This window comes from Mycobacterium sp. E2733, from assembly GCF_001667585.1.
Lineage (GTDB): Bacteria > Actinomycetota > Actinomycetes > Mycobacteriales > Mycobacteriaceae > Mycobacterium.
Genome location: NZ_LZJZ01000015.1, coordinates 17,142 through 36,560, shown reverse-complemented (window position 1 = coordinate 36,560; position 19,419 = coordinate 17,142). Strand labels below are relative to the sequence as shown.

At 66.6% G+C, this 19,419-nt stretch carries 13 protein-coding genes; 11 read left to right on the top strand and 2 right to left on the bottom strand.

Features of this window, described 5'->3' with window-relative positions; genetic code table 11:
• The first annotated feature begins 640 nt into the window (after positions 1–640).
• The 9 genes from A5678_RS02395 (at position 641) to eccCa (ending at position 14,180) form a co-directional block, all read left to right on the top strand.
• Positions 641–2,077: a CCA tRNA nucleotidyltransferase gene (locus A5678_RS02395; protein ID WP_068037851.1), complete on the top strand. Its 1,437-nt coding sequence runs from the start codon at positions 641–643 to the stop codon at positions 2,075–2,077.
• 24 nt (positions 2,078–2,101) lie between these two features.
• Entirely contained in the window at positions 2,102–2,611 is a 510-nt protein-coding gene (locus A5678_RS02390) for a pullulanase (protein WP_068037848.1), read from the top strand.
• A 100-nt stretch (positions 2,612–2,711) separates the two neighbouring features.
• The gene (locus A5678_RS02385; RefSeq protein WP_068037845.1) at positions 2,712–3,041 is read left to right on the top strand and encodes a DUF2563 family protein; all 330 of its coding nucleotides are present in this window, start codon (positions 2,712–2,714) and stop codon (positions 3,039–3,041) included.
• A 150-nt stretch (positions 3,042–3,191) separates the two neighbouring features.
• Positions 3,192–3,755: a hypothetical protein gene (locus A5678_RS26275; RefSeq protein ID WP_082945362.1), complete on the top strand. Its 564-nt coding sequence runs from the start codon at positions 3,192–3,194 to the stop codon at positions 3,753–3,755.
• Positions 3,756–5,716: 1,961 nt separating this feature from the next.
• Entirely contained in the window at positions 5,717–6,403 is a 687-nt protein-coding gene (locus A5678_RS28275; RefSeq protein ID WP_368664886.1) for a DUF5631 domain-containing protein, read from the top strand.
• Positions 6,404–6,530: 127 nt separating this feature from the next.
• Positions 6,531–7,457, top strand: coding sequence for a hypothetical protein (locus A5678_RS02370; RefSeq protein ID WP_231983555.1), 927 nt, complete (start codon positions 6,531–6,533; stop codon positions 7,455–7,457).
• Positions 7,458–7,638: 181 nt separating this feature from the next.
• Entirely contained in the window at positions 7,639–8,481 is an 843-nt protein-coding gene (locus A5678_RS02365; protein ID WP_068038211.1) for a transglycosylase, read from the top strand.
• Positions 8,482–8,483: 2 nt separating this feature from the next.
• Positions 8,484–9,971, top strand: a complete 1,488-nt coding sequence (eccB, locus tag A5678_RS02360) for a type VII secretion protein EccB (RefSeq protein ID WP_068037840.1) — start codon at positions 8,484–8,486, stop codon at positions 9,969–9,971.
• 3 nt (positions 9,972–9,974) lie between these two features.
• Positions 9,975–14,180 carry a type VII secretion protein EccCa gene (gene eccCa / locus A5678_RS02355; protein ID WP_068037838.1) on the top strand — a complete coding sequence of 1,402 codons (4,206 nt, stop codon included), beginning with the start codon at positions 9,975–9,977 and terminating at the stop codon, positions 14,178–14,180.
• On the opposite strand, the gene A5678_RS02350 is transcribed toward eccCa, so the two are convergent.
• Both A5678_RS02350 and A5678_RS02345 read right to left on the bottom strand, forming a co-directional pair.
• The gene (locus tag A5678_RS02350; protein WP_068037836.1) at positions 14,155–17,022 is read right to left on the bottom strand and encodes an RND family transporter; all 2,868 of its coding nucleotides are present in this window, start codon (positions 17,020–17,022) and stop codon (positions 14,155–14,157) included. The two genes, eccCa and A5678_RS02350, sit on opposite strands and share 26 nt — an antisense overlap.
• Positions 17,015–17,395 (bottom strand): hypothetical protein, encoded by a 381-nt coding sequence (locus A5678_RS02345; RefSeq protein WP_068037833.1) that lies wholly within the window; start codon positions 17,393–17,395, stop codon positions 17,015–17,017. Before A5678_RS02345 ends, A5678_RS02350 begins: the two co-directional genes overlap by 8 nt.
• A gap of 132 nt (positions 17,396–17,527) precedes the next feature.
• Between A5678_RS02345 and A5678_RS02340 the strand changes: the two genes are divergently transcribed.
• Together A5678_RS02340 and A5678_RS02335 are read left to right on the top strand one after the other, a co-directional pair.
• Positions 17,528–18,745 (top strand): sensor histidine kinase, encoded by a 1,218-nt coding sequence (locus tag A5678_RS02340; RefSeq protein WP_068037830.1) that lies wholly within the window; start codon positions 17,528–17,530, stop codon positions 18,743–18,745.
• Positions 18,745–19,407: a response regulator transcription factor gene (locus tag A5678_RS02335; protein ID WP_068038209.1), complete on the top strand. Its 663-nt coding sequence runs from the start codon at positions 18,745–18,747 to the stop codon at positions 19,405–19,407. The genes A5678_RS02340 and A5678_RS02335 overlap by 1 nt, the downstream gene beginning before the upstream one ends.
• The last annotated feature ends 12 nt before the right edge of the window (positions 19,408–19,419 follow it).

Genomic DNA, 19,419 nt, shown 5'->3' with positions numbered 1-19,419 from the left:
TAGTAGCTGGCACGCCATAGTCTCCCAGGACATACTCGCCGCTAGCGGGCGCGCGAAGGTTCCGGCCGAATGTTTCTGATCAGATCGCGCCGATCGCTCCGGCGATAACGAAAGCAGGAATGAAGATCAGGAGGGAGAGCGGCCCGGGCGGGTTGCCAATCATCATTCCGCGACGACTGCGCTGACGCCGCCATTACCGGGAGAACGATAAATACCAAGGGCCACATCGGTAGAACAAACAGCCAGGTGACGAAATCCCCCACGAAGACGTGGACTATCGCTACTGCTGAAAGTCAGCGGCCCATGGCGATTGTTCGACGTTCCGACTAGCACGGTGGCGGGCAGCATCCATGCGCGCTCACCGGCGTACGCGCTATGCGCGTCGAACGGCCATCTACCCAGCAGCCACATGGCGACAAGCGAGGTTGCCAGGATCAGTTGGACGACAAAAGGTGCCGACCATGTCGCCGAACGCCAGGCGCGGGCGTGGAGGAAGTTCACTCGCTCAGAACTCGACACGCGGTTGCTTTCGAGTCCTTCCGTAACGCCACGGCCGGACGTCGGCCGGTCAATTCACCGCCAGCACGTGCGAGGCTCCGCACACGGGCCTTTCGGGCGCGTCCGACTAGGCTGATCGAACGTGTCCGAAGCCGATGTCGAGCTGCTTGCCGCCGCCGCGGTTGCCCTGAATCAACATGCGCCCATGTTGCGCGAGTTGGGCTTCGCGTTCGACGCCGCGGGCCGCGAGTTGTACCTCGTCGGTGGCTCGGTGCGAGATGCCGTGCTGGGCAGGCTGAGTCCCGACTTGGACTTCACCACCGATGCCCGCCCCGAGCAGGTTCAAGAGATCCTGCGCCGATGGGCCGATAACCTGTGGGACACCGGCATCGACTTCGGCACCGTCGGTGTCGGCAAGGGCGAGCATCGCTTGGAAATCACCACTTTCCGCGCCGACGCCTACGACCAGGTCTCCCGGAAACCTGCGGTGCAGTACGGCGAACGCCTGGAAGACGATTTGGTGCGCCGCGATTTCACCGCCAACGCCATGGCCGTGCGTATCACGCCAGACGGACCGGGTGAATTCCTTGATCCCCTCGGCGGTTTGGCGGCGCTGCGTGAGCGGGTGCTCGACACGCCGGCGGCTCCGTCGGTGTCCTTCGGCGATGACCCCCTGCGGATGCTGCGCGCCGCGCGGTTCGTTTCGCAGCTCGGCTTCGCCGTCGCCCCGCGGGTGCGCGAGGCGATCGAGGAGATGGCACCGGAGCTGGCCCGGATCAGCGCCGAGCGGGTGGCCGCCGAGCTGGACAAGCTGCTTCTCGGCGACGACCCGGTGTCCGGCATCGACCTGCTGGTGCAGACCGGCATGGGTGGGGTAGTGCTGCCCGAGGTCGGCGGCATGCAAATGGCCATCGACGAACACCATCAACACAAGGACGTCTACCAGCATTCGCTGACGGTGTTACGGCAGGCGATCGCCCTGGAGGACGACGGGCCGGATCTGGTGCTGCGCTGGGCCGCGCTGCTGCACGACATTGGCAAGCCCGCCACCAGGCGGCACGAAGCCAACGGCGGCGTGAGCTTCCACCACCACGAAGTGGTCGGCGCCAAGATGGCCCGAAAACGGTTGCGGGCGTTGAAGTATTCGAAGCAGATGGTCGAGGACGTCTCGCAGCTGGTGTATCTGCATCTGCGGTTCCACGGGTACGGCGAGGGGAAGTGGACCGATTCCGCGGTGCGCCGATACGTCACCGATGCCGGGCCGCTGCTGCCGCGGCTACACAAGCTGGTGCGCGCCGACTGCACGACCCGCAATAAGCGCCGGGCCGCGCGGCTGCAGGCCAGCTATGACCGGTTGGAGGCGCGGATCGGCGAGCTCGCCGCGCAAGAGGATCTGGCCCGCGTACGTCCGGACCTGGATGGCAACCAGATCATGAAGCTGCTCGACATCCCGGCGGGCCCACAGGTCGGCGAGGCATGGCGCTTCCTGAAAGACCTGCGGTTGGAGCGCGGGCCGTTGACGGCCGACGAGGCAACCGCCGAACTGCTGAACTGGTGGCAATCGCGCAGGAACCCGTAGCTGCGGTCTCGCGTCCCATCTTTCGTGGACTATTGCATGGCTGGCGATGATGGCGCGGCGGATATGTGGCACCGGGACCTCGACCTTGACCTGGATGGCGACGGCCGGCTCGATGCTTTCGGGCTGGACTTCGACGGTGACGGGTTGCACGACGATGCACTCGCAGATCTTGATGGCGACGGCATCGCCGATCACGCGGTGCTCGACCTCGACAACGACGGCACGCCCGAGGCGTACTTCACCGACGACGGATCCGGGACGTGGGGCATAGTTACGGACCAAGGCCGGCAATTGCGATGGTTCGGGCTCGATGGCCTCGAGCACACCGGAGGCCCGCTGGTCGATTTCGACGGCCACGGCCGCGCCGACGATCAACTCTTCGATCTCGACGGCGACGGACTGGCCGACCGGGTGCTGTGCACCGATGAGGGTGGCGTCACCGGATACGTCGACACCGACGGCGATGGCAAGTGGAATGTCCGGCTGAGTGATTCCGACGGTGACGGTCTCGCCGACGGCGCCAGCACGCTGTAAGGGCTGACAGCGGGCAAGGTGAATTGACCACTGCTGCGGGGGTATTTAGCCTGGTTAAGAGTGGCGCGGGTATCGCTGCGATCGATCGGAAGGGGTGGCAATGTTCGTCAACACAGCGCTGCTGCACTCCGGGGGCAACGATTCGCATCGCGCAGGTGGGCACGCGCAAGAGGGAGCTGATCAGCTCGCGCGGGGACCGCTGGGGTCGGGGATGTTCGGTGACTTCGCCGCCGCCGATGCGTTCCATTCCGCGGTCACCGCCGCGCACACGCAACACATGCAGACCCTGCAGGGCCACCGGCAGACGCTGACCGATGTGGGTTCGAAGGCGCATCACGCGGCCAAAGGATTCACCAGCATGGACGAGAACAACGCCAGCGAAATGCAGGCGGTGCGGCCGGGTTCCGGTACGTCGACGCCGCGGGTCTGATCGCTTTAGCCTTGTCGGCTCTGGCTGCGGGCAGCAGTGTTAGTTCGTGAGGAATCGCATTGACCCGGTCTCTTACGGTGTTGATGTGCAGCGCACGTGGATAATTCAACAGAAGGTCTCTTACGGGATAAGCAAGTTGAGGAGGGCTGCATGGGGGATGTGCCTCCGAACTTCGGTGGGGAACCGCCAATTGTCCCGCCGCCGGCTCAGTGGCAGCCGGCCTACCCACCCCAACCTTTGAAGCGTCCACGAACTTGGCCGGCGATTGCACTGGCATTGATCGCTGTTCTGCTGGGAGCTGTTGCCCTAGTGGTGGCGGCTACACGGTCTACGAATAACTCCACGCAAGGCTCACCGACCACCTCAGCCGCACCCGCGTATAACGCCGCGGAATCGGCGGCCGCGCACAAAAAGCTCTGCGACGTCTACACCGTGGCCGCGCGTGCCGTCCAGATAGAAACGAACGGCGACAATCCGGCGTTGTCCGGCATTGCCGTTGTCAATGGAGCGGTAATGCTGGAACACGTGGTGGCTGTGAATCCGGCAATGCCGCCTGGCGACCGGGACACGGCACTTGCACTGGCTGAGGCTTACAGCAATTCCCAGGCGACGGCCGCCACGGTGCAGCAACGTGATGATCCGTTATGGCAGTCAACGATCAGTGATGTCAACAATAAAGACGCTGCGATGAAGAGGGTTTGCGGTGGCGGGTGACCGCGCGATGCATAGCTAGGCCGGCCATAGACGGTGTATTCGACACCTCGCGTTCGCATCGAACCGTAGCCGGATCAGAAGCCGTCCGAGAGGCCCATGGGGTAGGGCTAGAGCGCGTGCTTGAAGACATGACGCCCTAATGGTGAGTTACAACGTATACGGCGCATCGAATCGTGGGTTGTACGCACGCACCAGCGCGCAACGCCGGTGAATTGCTCGCCCCCCGGTTGCCTGTTCCACTATGGAGTGGAAGGCGGCAGACATAATCGGAGAACCGCGTCCAATCGGGTTCGTTGGCTTCGAGGAGGGGTGGATGGCGGGGAGCCGGTCTTGGGGGTCTGGTGCGGCTCCGGTCCTCGACTCCAACCACCGCGATGCCGCGTGCGTGTTGGAAGTTGATTGCCCAACGGTGGCCGTGAAGAGCAGCTACGGCGTTGCTACGAACACCGATTTTCACCCCGCGCTAGATAACGTCATCGCCAAGGATGGCGCGATGAAAAAGGAATGCAGTGGCGGTTGATCTTCCGCCGGGTAAGTGGACTCCGGCGCTAATTGGACCCTGGTGGCCGGCGCCGTCGACCGGTCTACGCGCCGGTGTTCAGCACTGGAGCCAGGCGTGTGCCGAGCAGCAGTTATTTTCGCAGGACCTGCGCAATCAGTGGACAGTGATCGCGGCACATAATCAAGGCCACACGGCGGACGACCTTATATCCAGATACCAAGAAGGAGAAAAGTTTCATCTGGATCTCGCCGAGAAGTACCAGGCGAAAGCAGGAGCATTTAATTCGGGCGCTGATTCAGTCGACTATCTACGGAGTCGATTGGCAGACATAGCGAATACAGGTAATAAAGAGATCGATCAAATTCTCGCGTCGAAAAAGCCGCTGCAAGAGAAGGTCGCAGAGGTGCAGGCGGTCCAGTTGCGTTGCAACGGCGATGCCGCCAACGCGAGCATGACGGCGGTCGACAAACTTCTGATGGCGACTCAGAAGATTTTGGACGCTGAAGGCGTCGGGGGGGACGCCCGAACCTGGGCGCGTGAACGCGGCTTCAATATGGACGATGCTTCACCGCCGCACCTGCTTAGCGGTGAGGATTTAGGATCGTCCAGCCCGCCGTCTGTCGGCGGGGGTTCTGTGCATAATGCGTCGGCACCTCACGGCCACTCACCGGGAGCGTCGCCGGCAGCGGTTGGAGGTGGTTCGGCGCCTAATGCGCCGGTACCGGGTAATGGTGTTCCAGGGACAGGATTTGGGGGCGGCTCCGTACCAAGCGGTCCAGGAGTTGCGCCATCGCCCGGAGTCCACCTGCCCAGCGGTGGTGGATCGGTGTCGCCTGGAACGCCAGGTGCATCTGGCAGCCCCATGACGATGTCACCAGCCGGACTTGGCCAGGGCGGCGCGTCACCCAACCTGGCGCAGTCGTTCGCATCCGGCATGGCAACGGGGCAGCCGGCCGGCGCCGGCGCTCAAGGGCTGTCGTCAAGCGCTATCAACGCAATGGAACCCGGAGCCGCTACGCCTCAGGCCGAACCACCTGCAGGGACGCCGCCGCCGGTGACACCGACCGCACCTAGCGCCGGGGTTTTCATTCCGACGGGCACTCCGGCCGACATGCCCCCACCGGCCGCTCCCGCACCGCCGACCACTGGAGGAGCCGCCCCAGTCGCCCCAGTAGTGACGGGGGGATCTTGGTCGGGATCGGCAGCGCCGGTAGCCGGCGGCCCGAGCATCCCCGCCGGGCCGCTGCCCGCCTACGGCTCCGACCTGCGCCCATCGGGCGCAGCGCCCGCTGCAATGCCTTCGGTACCCACGGGGCCCGTCTCGGGCGCGCCGGTCGCACCCTCCGCCGCATCCTCCCCGTCCGCGGGCGGACCGGTGGTTTCTCCGGTGGAACGCGCGGCTTCAGGAACCGCCGGGCAAGCGGGCGCGAGCTCGTCGAGCATGGCCGGCGCGTCAGCAATGTCCGCGGCAACCGGCGCGACCGCCGGTGCGGTGTCCAGTAGAGCGGCCGAGCAGCAGCGGCTGCAGCGGCTCGTCGATGCGGTGGCCCGCCAGGAGCCGCGATTGTCCTGGGCGGCCGGTCTGCGCGACGACGGCACCACCAGCCTGCTGGTCACCGACCTCGCCGGCGGATGGATTCCGCCTCATGTCCGGCTGCCGGCCCATGTGACCCTGCTCGAGCCGGCCGCGCGCCGCCGCGATGCGAGCGTGGTGGACTTGCTGGGGGCCGTCGTGGTCGCTGCCGCTCATGAGCACAACACTTACGTGGCCGAATCGGACCCCGAGGCCCCCACGCTGACCGGTGATCGACCGGCCCGATCGGCAGCCGCCCCGCCGGTAGATGAACTGGGACCTGCCCTTGTGGAAGCTGTGCGCCGTCGCGATGGACTGCCGCGAATTGCGCAGGCTATCGCGGCGCCGGCGGTACGACATACCGGCGTACTTGAAAGCGAAGCTGAACTCCTGCGCAGCCGCATTGCCGAAATTCAGAATTCGGTGCTCACGGCGTACCCGGATTACGCCTCGGCCGCTGTGGGCGATTGGATGCTACTTGCGGCAATTGAGGCCCTGATCGATGGGCATGAGTACCTCGCGAATTACCACATGGCGTGGTTCGACGTAATCAGCCATCAAAGTGCCGCATAGGGCGTTGCGAGGCCGCCGACTGCGAGGTGAATACCGATCCCAACGCACTGTGCCAAAATGATGCGATAGCCGATCTGGTGCCGCAGTTAGCACCAGGCAGTTCTACACGCGGGGCGGAGGTGAGGCTATGACCGGGGGCGATGGCACCGTCAAAAGCGCTCCAGCCGTATTAGGAGGGTTGGTCAGCGCGCCGGAAGCGCCACCGCCTACGCCGTTTCCTCTGTCCGCAGGTGGAACCAGCCCGGCCGACGGGTTTCGGGGAGCACTTGAAGCTGCCGGCAACGCCGGCGTGCCAAAAGACGCGGCAGACGCCGCTGCCGCGGACGCGGATCGCCGCGCGCACGCCGCCGACGCGGCCGCGAAATTCCCTGTGAACGAAGCTGAATCGCAGCAGCAGATGCAGAACGTCGGTCAGCAAGCCCCGCAGATGCTGCAAAGCATCACCGGCGCGCTCGGCGGCGCGGTCGGCGGCATCATGCAGCCGCTGACGCAGCTGCCACAGCAAGCGATGCAGGCCGGCCAGAGCGCTATCCAGCCGCTGATGAGCGCGGTTCAGGGTGCCCACGGCGCGGGCCTCGCCAGCGACGCCCATCTTGTCGACAGCGTCGGCCCAGGCTCCGGAGTCGGAGCCGGCGGCGGCTCGGGCGGCGGTGCGGGCCTCGGTGGCGGCGGGGGCACCACGCCGGCCAGCTCGCTGGGCCCGCCACCGGTGCCGACATCGTCCCCGCCGACGACCCCGGCCGGAGCCGCGAAGGCGGCCATGCTGCCCCCCGTTAGTGGCGCCCCGATCACGTCGGGGCAGACGGGCATGGGTGGTATGGGCATGATGCCGCCGGGCGCGATCGGAGCAGGCGGCGACGGAAACAAAGAGAAGCCCCCCGAGAAGCGCATCTCGGCGCCGGGTGTTCCCAACGGCCAGCCCGTCAAGGGCCGCCTGACGATGCCGCCTAGTCCGCCGGGGCCCAAGCCCGGCGAGGAAAAACCAACGGTCGTCAGCAACCGGCCGAATCGGCGAATCGTCATCATGCCCAGCGAGGACGAGGCAAAGGAATAGGCGCCACCGCAAGCCATTCCCACTCCACCCCACGGTGAGTGGTCGGTCCGCGCGCCCGGCAGTAGGGTCGCTACGTAATCGCTCGTTATTGACAGCGCAACTGCCCGTTCGTGCATGCTATTGAGTACGGATTTTCGCGGCCAGAGGGTGTGGGAAAAAGGGGATCAGGGTGGGGCAGTCCTTGACTGATCCGCTGATACAGACGGTGACGACATTGTCCCGCGGACACAACCTGTTCGCCGGCGAGCCCATTACCGCACGCATCGTCACCACGCGCGAACATCCCGGCGTCATAACCGCCGGCCTGCCCTACGCCGCAGCCACGAGGTCGACGAGCTCGCTGAACGAAGTCCGCCGGTCCGCCGACACCGACCGCGCGCTGGCACGCATCATGGCGGCGGCGCGGGACGACCACGCGCAGGCAAGGACGGCCACGAGGGCGGTCTTGGAAGACGCGAAGACTGACAGCACCCCGGCCGATACGCCGATGGCACGGCGCGAGGCGATGGCGCGGATGGCGGCGAGGCTGCGCACTCAGCACCGGCACATCCTGAACTCGCGCCGGCGGGCACGGCTCCTGGCGCTTCGAATAAGGCGGTTGCGCTACCGACAAAGGCGGGCGACGATGCGAGGCGACCAGGGCAGCGGCCGGGCGGCGGTCCTGGCGGCGATCCGCAAAGCCTTGGATATCAAGGGAATTCACGACCCGGCGGCGCGCGCCCGCTGGGAGCGCGGCATGGATCTGGTGGCTCGCCGCGAGTCCAACTACAACGCCAACGCCGTCAACGACTGGGACTCCAACGCGGCGCGTGGCACCCCGAGCAGGGGCGCCTGGCAGTTCATCGAGCCCACATTCGCGGCCTATCACCAGCCGGGAACGCCACGCGACATCCACAATCTGGTAGCGCAGGCGTGCGCGTTCATCAACTATGCGATGGGCCGCTATCACGTCGCCGCGGACGCCTCGAATTTGGCCGATCGGATTCAGCAGGCCGATCCTCGCCGATCTCCTAAGGGGTATTGAGCATGCCGCTGAGTTTGTCGAACCGCGACCAGAATTCCGGTCACCTGTTCTACAACCGACGGCTGCGCGCGGCGACTGCCCGCTTCTCGGTGCGGATGAAGCATGACGACCGCAAGCAGACCGCCGCGCTGGTGCTGTCGATTTTATTAGTGGCCATCATCGCTGGGTGGATGATGCTGCTGAACGTCCTGAAACCGACTGGCGCAGTGGGCGAATCAGCGATCATCGGTGATCGCGACTCGGGCGCGATTTACGCCCGTATCGACGGCCGGCTCTATCCGGCCCTGAACCTGACGTCCGCCCGGCTGGCCACCGGAACGGCGAACCCACCAACGTGGGTGAGGCGCAGCGAAATCGCGAAGTATCCGACCGGACCGCTCATCGGCATTCCGGGTGCGCCGGCGGCGATGCCGGTGAATCGCGGCGCCATTTCGGCGTGGGCCGTGTGCGATACGGCCGGGCGGCCGCGCAGCGGCGAGAAGCCGGTCGTCACGTCAATAGCGGGCACGCTCGACGGCGGCGGCCGCGCGGCCCCGCTGGCCGACGATGCCGGCGTGCTCGTGACGTTCGAGGGCAACACTTATGTGATCTGGGGCGGCAAGCGCTCGCAGGTCGACCCGGCGAGCAGGGCCATCACCCTCAGCCTGGGGCTGGATCCCGGAGTGACGTCGCCAGTGGAGATTTCGCGCTCGCTCTACGACGGACTCCCCGCAACCGAGCCGCTGCGCGTCCCCGACGTACCTCAGGCGGGCGCGTCGTCGACGTGGGTCTCCGGTTCGCAGGTGGGCGCGGTGCTGCAGGCCCAGACCGCCGGCGGCGGCAAGCAGTTCTACGTGCTCCTGCCGGACGGGGTGCAGAAGATCACCAGCTTCGTCGCCGATCTGCTCCGCAGCGCGAACTCGTACGGGTCGACGGCGCCGCGGGTGGTGACCCCCGACGTGTTGGTCAACATCCCCCAGGTGAACTCGCTGGCCGTGGACTACTACCCGACGAAGCGGCTGAATTTCGTTGACACGGCTGCTAATCCGACGACCTGTGTCGGCTGGGAGAAGGGCTCCACGGATCCGCAGGCGCGAGTCGTGATCTACAACGGGCGAGGCCTTCCGGTGTACTCGTACCTGGACGACCGGATCGTGCACCTGGTGCGCGACGACCGGGACCCGGCATCGGTAGTTGCCAACCAGGTGCTGGTGCTGCCGGGGGCGGCCAACTTCGTCACCTCGACCAGCGGTGTGATCACGTCGGATTCGCGCGAATCGTTGTTCTGGGTATCCGACAACGGCGTTCGATTCGGCATCGCCGCCAACGACGACACGATGCGCGCGCTCGGGCTCGACCCGGCCTCGGCGGTGCAGGCGCCGTGGCCGTTGCTGCGGACTTTCGCTGCGGGCCCGGCCTTGTCGCGCGAGGCGGCACTCGTGGCACGCGACACCGTGCCGGCACTCGGCAAGGCGGCCGTGGTGACGACATCGGCGAAGGCGGGAGGCTAGGGGATGTCAAAGAAAGCGTTTCCCATCAACCGGGTCAAGCTCGAGCCGCCGAAACCCGTTCGGGTAGCGCCGAATGCGCCGATTGCCCTGCCGGAGCGCGAGCCCCGCAACATCTGGGTGATGATCGGGGTGCCGGCGCTGATCGTCGCGCTCATCGGCACCATCGTCATGCTCTACGTGTCCGGGGTCCGAAGCCTCTCCACCGGGTTCTTCCCCTTGATGGGTATCGGCGCATTCAGCATGCTGGCGTTTTCCGGCCGCTTCGGGCGTGCGCGCAAGATCACCTGGGGCGAAATGGAGAAGGGTCGCCGCCGGTACTTGCGCGACCTCGACACGAACCGAGACGAAATCCAAACCGCCGTGTGTGCGCAGCGGGAATGGCAGAACGCGTTGCACTCCGACCCGCGGGGGCTCGGGGCCATCATCGGCGGGCCGCGGATGTGGGAGCGCGGCCGCGGCGACGTGGACTTCCTGGAGGTGCGGCTGGGCACCGGGGTGCAGCATGCGCCCGACTCGGTGTTGTCGGTGACGTGGCCCGACATCGCCTCCGATGAAGAGCTCGAACCCGTCACCGGCCAGGCACTGCGCGATTTCATCCTGGAGCAGCGCAAGATTCGTGACATCGCCAAGGTGGTCAACTTGCGGTCGGCACCGGGGTTCAGCTTCGTCGGCGACGACCTGGACCGGCTGCGCTCGCTGATGCGGTCGCTGTTGTGCTCGCTGGCGGTGTTCCACAACCCGCGCGACGTGAAATTGATGGTGGTGACCCGCAATCCCGAGGTGTGGTCGTGGATGGTGTGGCTCCCGCACAACCTGCACGACGAGCTGTTCGACGCGTGCGGCTGGCGGCGCCTGGTGTTCACCACGCCGGAGGAGCTGGAGGAGACCCTCGGCGCCGAGCTGCACATGAAGGGGAAGCGTGGCGCGTGGACGCCGCCGGCGGCGGCCAGTCCGACCGCGATGGGCTCGGCCCTCGAAACCGGCTCCGACACGGTGGATCTGGGGCCACACCTGGTGATCGTCGACGACAACACCGGCAGTCCCGACGCGTGGGAGAGCGTGGTCGGGCAGGTGGGCAAGGCCGGAATCACCTTGCTGCGCATCGCATCCCGGGTCGGCACCGGCGTGGGTTTCGCGCAGGACCAGGTTTTCGAGATGGGTGAGCGGCACAACGCGTCGGTCGCTGGCGAAGTCAAATTCGGCCGCAACGGCTTTGACGCCGACGGCGAAGACGGCCGCCCGGCGCCCCTGCTACGGGTGCGCGACAAATTCTTCGCCCACGCCGACCAACTGTCGATCCACCGCGCCTACCGATATGCGCGGGCGATGGCGCGGTGGTCACCGACCACGCGCAGCGTGATCGCCGATTCGAGCGGCGGCGCCACCGAACTGCTGCGCGCGCTTGGCATCGTCGACCCCCGCCAACTGGACGTCGACCGGTTGTGGGCTGAGCGGCGCGGCCGAGGTGACGAGAGATGGTGTGAAATCCCCGTCGGCGCCAAACCGACCGGCGAGCTGCAGAACATCATCATCCGCGCGAAAGACTTCGGGGGCTTCGGTTTCCACTCCGTGGTCATCGGTACCAGTGGCTCGGGAAAATCGGAGTTCTTCCTGTCGTTGGTGTACGGCATCGCGCTGACACACTCGCCGGAGACATTCAACGTCATCTTCGTCGACATGAAGTTCGAATCGGCGGCCCAGGACATCTTGGGTCTGCCGCATGTGGTTGCCGCCCTGTCGAACCTCGGCAAGGACGAGCGGCATCTGGCCGAACGGATGCGCCGGGTCATCGACGGCGAGATCAAGCAACGCTATGAGCTGTTCACCTCGGTGGGCGCGCGCGACGCCAATGACTACGAAGAGATCCGGCTGGCCGGACGGGACCTGCCGCCGGTGCCCGTCCTGCTCGTCATCGTCGACGAGTACCTGGAACTCTTTGCCAATCATGAGAAGTGGATCAACCTGATCATCCACATCGGCCAGGAAGGCCGCGGCGCCAACGTCTTCTTCATGTTGGGCGGGCAGCGGCTGGACCTGTCGTCGTTGCAGAAGGTCAAGTCCAACATCGCCTTCCGGATCGCACTGCGCGCGGAGTCCGGTGACGACAGCCGCGAGGTGATCGGATCGGACGCCGCCTACCACCTGCCGTCGAAGGAGAACGGCTTCGCCCTGCTGAAGGTGGGTCCGCGCGACCTCGAACCGTTCCGCTGCTTCTACCTCTCGGCTCCCTTCGTAGTGCCCAAAGGCAAGGAGGTCGCGACCACCGTCGACATGACCCTGACCAAGCCGCGGCTGTACAACTGGCAGTTCCAGCCGCTCGAGGCGGCGGACGCGGCGGCGTTGAAAGCGGCCGCTGCCGCCGACACCGAACCGGACGAATTCCTGTACCACGAGGACGGTTTCAAGCGGAAGAAGATCGTCGACGTCCTGCGGGAGTCGTTGCACGACGTTCCCCACCGGTCGCCGCGGCGGCCGTGGCTCGAACCGCTGGAGGACCCTGAGCCCGTCGACGTTCTGGTGTCGGCCTACCGCGGCAAGCCGTGGCATGTCGACTACGGGCAGAACGCGGGCCTGATGTTTCCGGTGGGCGTCATGGACATCCCGGAGGAGTCCAAGCAGATCGTGCACGCGATCGATGCGCTGCGCAGCAATGTCATCGTGGTGGGGGCCAAGCAGCGCGGCAAGACGACCGCCCTGATGACGCTGATGTGCTCGGCCGCAACGATGTACAGTCCGGCGCGCGTGACGTTCTTCTGCATCGGCGGTGCGACCCTGGCCCAGGTGGCGTCGCTGCCGCACGTCACCGACATCGTGTCGCCGAAGGACGCCGAGGGCATCGAGCGCATCTTGAGCAGCATGGACGCGTTGATCGATGCGCGCGAGGACTCGTTCCGGCGGCTGAAGATCGACCTCGACGGCTTCCGTGAGCGCCGGTTCGGACCGGGCAGCGACGGGCTGGGCGGTACCGACCCCAGCGACCCCTTCGGCGACGTGTTCGTGGTGGTGGACGACTACGACGACGTTTATTCGAAAGACACCGTCCTGGGTGATCGGATCATCTCGTTGAGCAGCCGCGGTCCCGAGTATGGGGTCCACGTGATGTGCAGCGCCGGCGGCTGGATCCACGGGCAGCGGCAGAGCCTGTTGCAGAACGCCACGGCGCGAATCCAATTGCGACTGGCCGACCCCAGCGAGAGCCAGATGGGGCACTCGTCGCTCGAGTCGCGTGACGCCGCAAGACGGACCCTGAACCGTCCGGGCTTCGGTCTGACGGACAGCTTGCACGAGCTGCGAGTCGGTGTCCCGGCGCTGGCCGATCCGGCCACCGGTGCGCTGGTGAGCATCGTCGATGTCGGCGCGCAGATCGCTGACGTCGCGGGCGTGACCAAACACGCGACGTTGCAGCGGCTTCCGCAGCGGGTGGAGTTGCGGGCGATCCTGGAGTACGACGCCGCGCATCGATGCGATGACGACCTGTCGATCGCGTTCGCCATCGGTGAGCGCCACGAACTGGGCCCGGTGCCGCTCAAGCTCCGGGAAAGCCCGGGCTTGATGATCCTGGGCCGGCAGGGCTGCGGCAAGACGCTTTCGCTCGTGTCGATCGGTGAGGCGATCATGAACCGGTTCGGCCCCGAGGAGGCGCAGCTGACGCTGATCGACCCGAAAACGGCCCCGCACGGTCTGCGGGATCTGAGCGGGCCGGGCTATGTGCGTGCGTACGCCTATGACCAAGACGAGATCGACGAGGTGATCACCCAACTCGCACAACAGATCCTGCTGCCCCGACTGCCCCCCAAGGGCTTGAGCCAGGAGGAGCTGCGAGCGCTCAAGCCGTGGGAGGGCGCCCGGCACTTCGTGCTGATCGACGATGTCCAGGACCTGCGCCCGGATCAAAGCTACCCGCCCAAGCCACCGGTGGGCGCGGCGTTGTGGAAGCTGATGGAACGCGCCCGGCAGATCGGCCTGCACGTGTTCACCACCCGCAACAGCGCGAACTGGGCGACGCTGCAGATGGATCCGTGGATGAGGTTCCAGAACTCGGCGAAGGTGGCGCAGCTCTACATGGACAACGACCCGCAAAACCGGATCAACCGCTCGGTCCGCGCCCAGGCGCTCCCGCCGGGCCGAGGCCTGCTGGTGAGCGCCGACGGCGACGTCGAGGGCGTGTTGGTCGGAATGCCGTCTACGTCCGCGGTCCCACCACCGTAGCGACCCGAAGAGGCCGCGGCTCAGGCTTTCTCGCGTTGGCACTGGCTCGGCGGGGGAACGGGTACGGCCACCAGAACCACCGGTCCAGCAGCGCCACGATTGACGGCACGATGAACGCCCGTACGACCAGGGTGTCCAACAGCAGCCCCACCGCGATCGTCGTGCCGATCTGGGCGATGCTGAGCACGCTGCTGCTCAACAACGCCAGCATGGTGAGCCCGAAGACTATGCCGGCAACGGTGACCACCCCGCCGGTGCCGCCGAAGGCGCGAATGATCCCGGTCTTCAGGCCCGCCGCCGCTTCCTGTTTGATGCGCAACGCCAGCAACAGGTTGTAGTCCGCGCCGACGGCGATCAGGGCGATGAACGCGATCGGGGCGACGGCCCAGTGCAGATCCTGGTGCAGCAGGTGTTGCCAAATCAGCACACTGGCCCCGATAGCCGATGCGTACGAGGTGACGACGGTCCCGACCACCACCAGGCCCGCGACCGGGCTGCGCAGCATCGCCGTGACGATCAAAAAGATGAGGACCAACGCGGCGCCCACGAGCAGCCTGGTGTCACCCGCGACGAAGCGCTGCAGATCCGCAGTCACCGGACCGACGCCGGCAAGGTCGACCTCGACCGGCGTCAGGGTGCCTTCCTTGGTGGCCTCCTTGATGGCGGCGCGCACCTGGTCTGCCCGCTTGGCGCCGTCGCCGCCCCACTCCGAGCCGTCGCCGTAGACCAGTAGGTAAGCGGCGCGGCCGTTCTCGGAGATCAGGTGGCTCAATGCGGCGGTGTACCGCGGATCGATCAGCGCCCGCTGCGGCATATAGAAGTCCGCCGCCGCACTGCCCTGAAACTGTGTCGCCATCTCGTTCAGGTAGTCGGTCAACTGACGCATCTGGGGTCCGAGCGTGTCGGTCAGGCCCAGTAGGTCGCGTGTGGCCGAACGGGCCTGCCCCAACGCGCCTTTGATCGCGTTCACGCTTTGCGGCAGACCGGCCATCGCGGTGGCGGCCGCGCTCGAGCCGCTGGTCAGCTCCGCGGCGCCGGCGTCGAGGCGCGACGACGTTTGGACCAGGCTATCGACCGGCTGGAGCACTCGGTCCACCGTCGAGCAGATCGGATTGACGGCGCAGTCGGGGGTTCGGCCGACGAAGTCGCGCAACGGGTCGAGGTAACCCGACACCGTAGTGACGTTGCGCCGCAACCCGTCCATGCCGGCGCGCATGTCGTCGGCGGCGCCGGACATGTCGGCTAACCCCGCACTGCCACCGCGCAACCCGTTCCCCAGGCCGTCCACCGCGAGCTCGGTTCGCGCCAGCGCGGCGTCCAGCTGGGATACCCGCTTCAGGCGTTCAGTCAGCGAGTCTATGGTGTCCCCGAACTGACGGCCGAGCACGCCGGCCTGATAGCTCAACGTTGCCTGTTCCGGGACCTTGCCGTCGGGGCGGCTGGCGGATTGCACCGCACGCACACCCGGTACGGCCATGATGTGGCGCGTGATTCGCTCGATGGCGATCAGGCCGGCCGGGTTGCGCAGGTCGTGGTCCGCCTGGATCGCAACGACATCGGGCAACAGCGAATTGGCGGCGAAATGCCGGTCTGCGCTGACATAGCCGCGGTTGGAGTCCGTGGCAGACGGCGTGGCGGCGGGTTCGCTGAAGCCGACCCGCATGGTACTCAGCGGCAGCGCGACCAGCAGGGTCAGCGCGCCCGCGGTGATCAGGATCGGCCCGGGCCAGCGCGCCACCGCCGTCCCCACGCGGCGCCAGCGTCGTGCCGTCTTCGACGGGTGCGGTTCGAGATACCCCCGGCGGATGGCCAGGGACATGAGCGCGGGCGTCAAGGTCAGCGCCGCCACCATGGTAACCAAAATGCCGATGGCGCAGGGCAATCCTGCGCTCCGGAACGAGCCCACCTGCGCGAACACCAGGCAGGCCAGTGCCACGGACACGGTCAGCGCCGACCCGATCACCACGGGCGCGATGGAACGGTAGGCCTCCGTCAACGCTTGGCCCGGCGCGACGCCGTGGCGGCGGCCCTCGTGATAGCGACCGACCAGGAAGATCGCGTAGTCGGTACCTGCGCCCAGCGTCATGGCCGCCATCAGTGCCACCGAAAACAGCGACACTTCAACGACATTGGACTGGCCGAGCGCGGCGACGACGGCGCGGGCCAGCGCCAGCGCGAGCCCGACCGAGACCAGCGGAATCGCAGCCGCGATCGGCGATCGGTACACCGCCAGTAGCAAAAGCAGGATGAGACCGATGGTGGCGGCGGTGATTCCGAGCATCTGTCGATCGATCGCGGAGAATTCGTCGACGATCGTGGCGCCCGGCCCGGTGACATGGACTTCCAGGCCGGCCGGCGGTGAGAGTTTCTGGACGGTGTCGCGGACAGCGTTCACCGAATCGCGTGCCTGCGCGGTGCCGAGCATCCCGGCCAGCCGCGCCATGACGCTGACGGCCCGCCCGTCCGCACTCTGCGCGCCGGCGGCCGTGGCGGGCTGCGACCACAGGTCGGTCACCGCGTACACGTGCCGGTGATCGGAACCCAGCGCCGCCGTCACCGCGTCGTAGAACTGACGGTCGCGTGGCGTCAACTTGTGATTGCGTTCCAGCACAACGTAAACGAAGTTGTTGCTGGGCGTCTGATCGAACAGCTGGGCGGCGTGCGAGGCGGCGACGGCGCTCGGCGCATCGGTCGGCATGAAGGATCGGGCGTGCGAGTCGACGACTCGCTCCAGTTGCGGGACCGCCAGGTTCGCACCGGCCGCCGCCAGGACCCACAGGCCGACGATCAGAATCGCATAACGGCCGGTAAGCCGTGTCAGCAGTCCCTTTCCGTCATGCAACGGTCTGCCGATCGCCGGTCGGTCCGCCGAAGAGGCCAACGGCGACGTGCTCGCCCCGGGACAGCGAGCGCACCCGCAGCGACCTCCGGGATCCGATCCGCACCAAGGCGTGCAGGCCGGGCTCGGCGGCCTCGAGGTCGGCTCGCACCTGTTCCGCCGCCACGCCCTCGTGCGCCGCCTGATCCAGCTTGGCCACCAGCATGGTGATCCAGCGCTGTCCCAGCGAAAGCAGCAGCCCCTCGTCATCACCGAACAACCGGGCTACCTCGGATGAGTTGTCCATTAACGCAAGTGCCGCCTCGGGATCGGTATCGGCGGCTTTGATCACATCGGCCATGAAGGCCATTCGGTCGTGCAGCAGTGTCCATGTCATGACTCGACGCTAGGAAATCGGCCGCGCCTGCGCGTCGTGCCGAAGTGCAGTCTTCGCCTCCTACCACGGGCGGAGGCAAGTGCCGCCCACGGCATGATGTGGGCAGGTGGCGCGCTCTCTTAAGATTGGACGATGTTGCGCACCGCAACGAGATACTTGCGCGAACAGTTTCGCCGGCGAAGCGAATTGATACCCGTCGGCATCACCTGGGCGGCGCTGATCACCGTCGACGCAACCGAGGTGGTCGGCGGCGTGATCGCGATCCTGCAGCGACCCACCGCCGACCTGCCCATCGCACTGGCCGCGTTCGCGGTGTGCATCTCACCGACGCTGATGTTCTTCTTCCTGAACATGAAGCTCAGCCCGCTGTTGATGTGGGGGACCTGGTCGACGGCCACCGCCATGATGCTGTTCGGGACGTCGACGCCCATTCACGCCGATTTCGCCCCGGCGCTGATGGTGCTGATGGTTTTGTCGGTGACGACGTTGAGTTCCGTTGCGGCCGGCTTGTTGTCCGCCGCGTCGGCCACGGCACTGCTGCTCGCCGCGTCCGCACTTCACCGCTTGGACGCGGTGGTGCTGTATTTGGGATTTGTGGCGGCGGGCTGGCTGCTCGGCTACCTCATGCGCGGGCAACGGTTGCTGCTGGCCGAACAGATCGGGGCGCAGAAGATGCTCGCCGAGCACGCCGCCGCCGACGAGCGCCGACGCATCGCCCGTGAAGTGCACGACGTTATCGCCCACTCGCTCAGCATCACCTTGCTGCACGTGACGGGTGCGCGGCGCGGACTGCAGCAGGACCGCGACGTCGACGACGCGGTCGAGGCGCTCGAACAGGCCGAACGCCTGGGCCGGCAGGCAATGGCCGACATCCGGCGCACCGTTGGACTTCTGGACAGCTCACCGACGAAATCCGCCCAGACCACGCCCGAACCCGGCATCGACGACGTCGCTGTCCTCGTCGCGGATTTTCAGCGCGCCGGCCTGGAGGTCGTGCTGCGCATCGACGGGCCCACCGAACGCGTCTCGGCGGCGGTCGGCCTAGCGCTTTACCGCATCACCCAAGAATCCCTGACTAACATCGCCAAACACGCGCCGGACTCGAAATCCACAGTGGCGCTTAATATCTCGGCGGCATCGGCGAGCCTCACGGTCGACAACCGATTACCGGTGGCGATCGCCGCCCCGCGTTCTGCCGAGGGGCGCGGGCTGCGTGGCATGCGCCAGCGCGTCGAGCTGCTGGGCGGGGCCATCGACGCCGGCCCGACGCACGACGGATGGTCGGTGCGCGCCGACATACCGCTGGACGAAGGTGACGCCGGCTGGCGCCCGTGGTGGTGCAAGGCGTGATCCCGCATAGCCCGGAGACCCCCGAGATCACCGTCCTGCTCGTCGACGACCAAGACTTGGTGCGCTCGGGACTGCGCCGGATCTTGAGGCGCAAGGACGGCTTCGTCATCGTCGCTGAATGCTCCGACGGTGACGAGGTGCCGGCCGCGGTGGCCGAACACCGACCCGACGTCGTGGTGATGGATCTGCGCATGCGCCGAGTCGACGGCATCGAGGCGACTCGCAGGCTCGGAGGCACGCCGCCGGTGCTGGCGCTGACCACATTCAACGAGGACGAGCTGCTGTCCGAGGCGCTGCGCTCGGGTGCGGCCGGGTTTGTGCTCAAGGACTCGTCCGCCGAGGAACTGATTCGCGCCGTGCGCGCGGTCGCCCGGGGCGACAGCTATCTCGATCCCGCGGTCACCGCGCGCGTCCTCACCACCTACCGCAAAGCCGCACCGGGGCCGCGTGGCACCGCTATCGGCGAGTTGACCACTCGCGAGCTCGACGTTCTGACCTTGATAGGCAGGGGCCTTTCCAACGCCGAGATCGCCGACCAACTCTGCATCTCCGGCGTCACGGTCAAGAGCCATATCGGCCGGATCTTCGGAAAGCTCGACCTGCGGGACCGCGCCGCGGCGATCGTCTACGCATACGACAACGGCATCGTCGTCCCGCGCTGAAGGAGACTTCGG

Bases quoted from the DNA above. Each gene is read 5' to 3' on its own strand.
- A5678_RS02385 (WP_068037845.1), top strand. From the start codon at position 2,712: ATGTTCGTCAACACAGCGCTGCTGCACTCCGGGGGCAACGATTCGCAT.
- A5678_RS26275 (WP_082945362.1), top strand. From the start codon at position 3,192: ATGGGGGATGTGCCTCCGAACTTCGGTGGGGAACCGCCAATTGTCCCG.
- A5678_RS28275 (WP_368664886.1), top strand. From the start codon at position 5,717: ATGTCCGCGGCAACCGGCGCGACCGCCGGTGCGGTGTCCAGTAGAGCG.
- A5678_RS02370 (WP_231983555.1), top strand. From the start codon at position 6,531: ATGACCGGGGGCGATGGCACCGTCAAAAGCGCTCCAGCCGTATTAGGA.
- eccB (WP_068037840.1), top strand. From the start codon at position 8,484: ATGCCGCTGAGTTTGTCGAACCGCGACCAGAATTCCGGTCACCTGTTC.
- eccCa (WP_068037838.1), top strand. From the start codon at position 9,975: ATGTCAAAGAAAGCGTTTCCCATCAACCGGGTCAAGCTCGAGCCGCCG.
- A5678_RS02345 (WP_068037833.1), bottom strand. From the start codon at position 17,395: ATGACATGGACACTGCTGCACGACCGAATGGCCTTCATGGCCGATGTG.
- A5678_RS02340 (WP_068037830.1), top strand. From the start codon at position 17,528: ATGTTGCGCACCGCAACGAGATACTTGCGCGAACAGTTTCGCCGGCGA.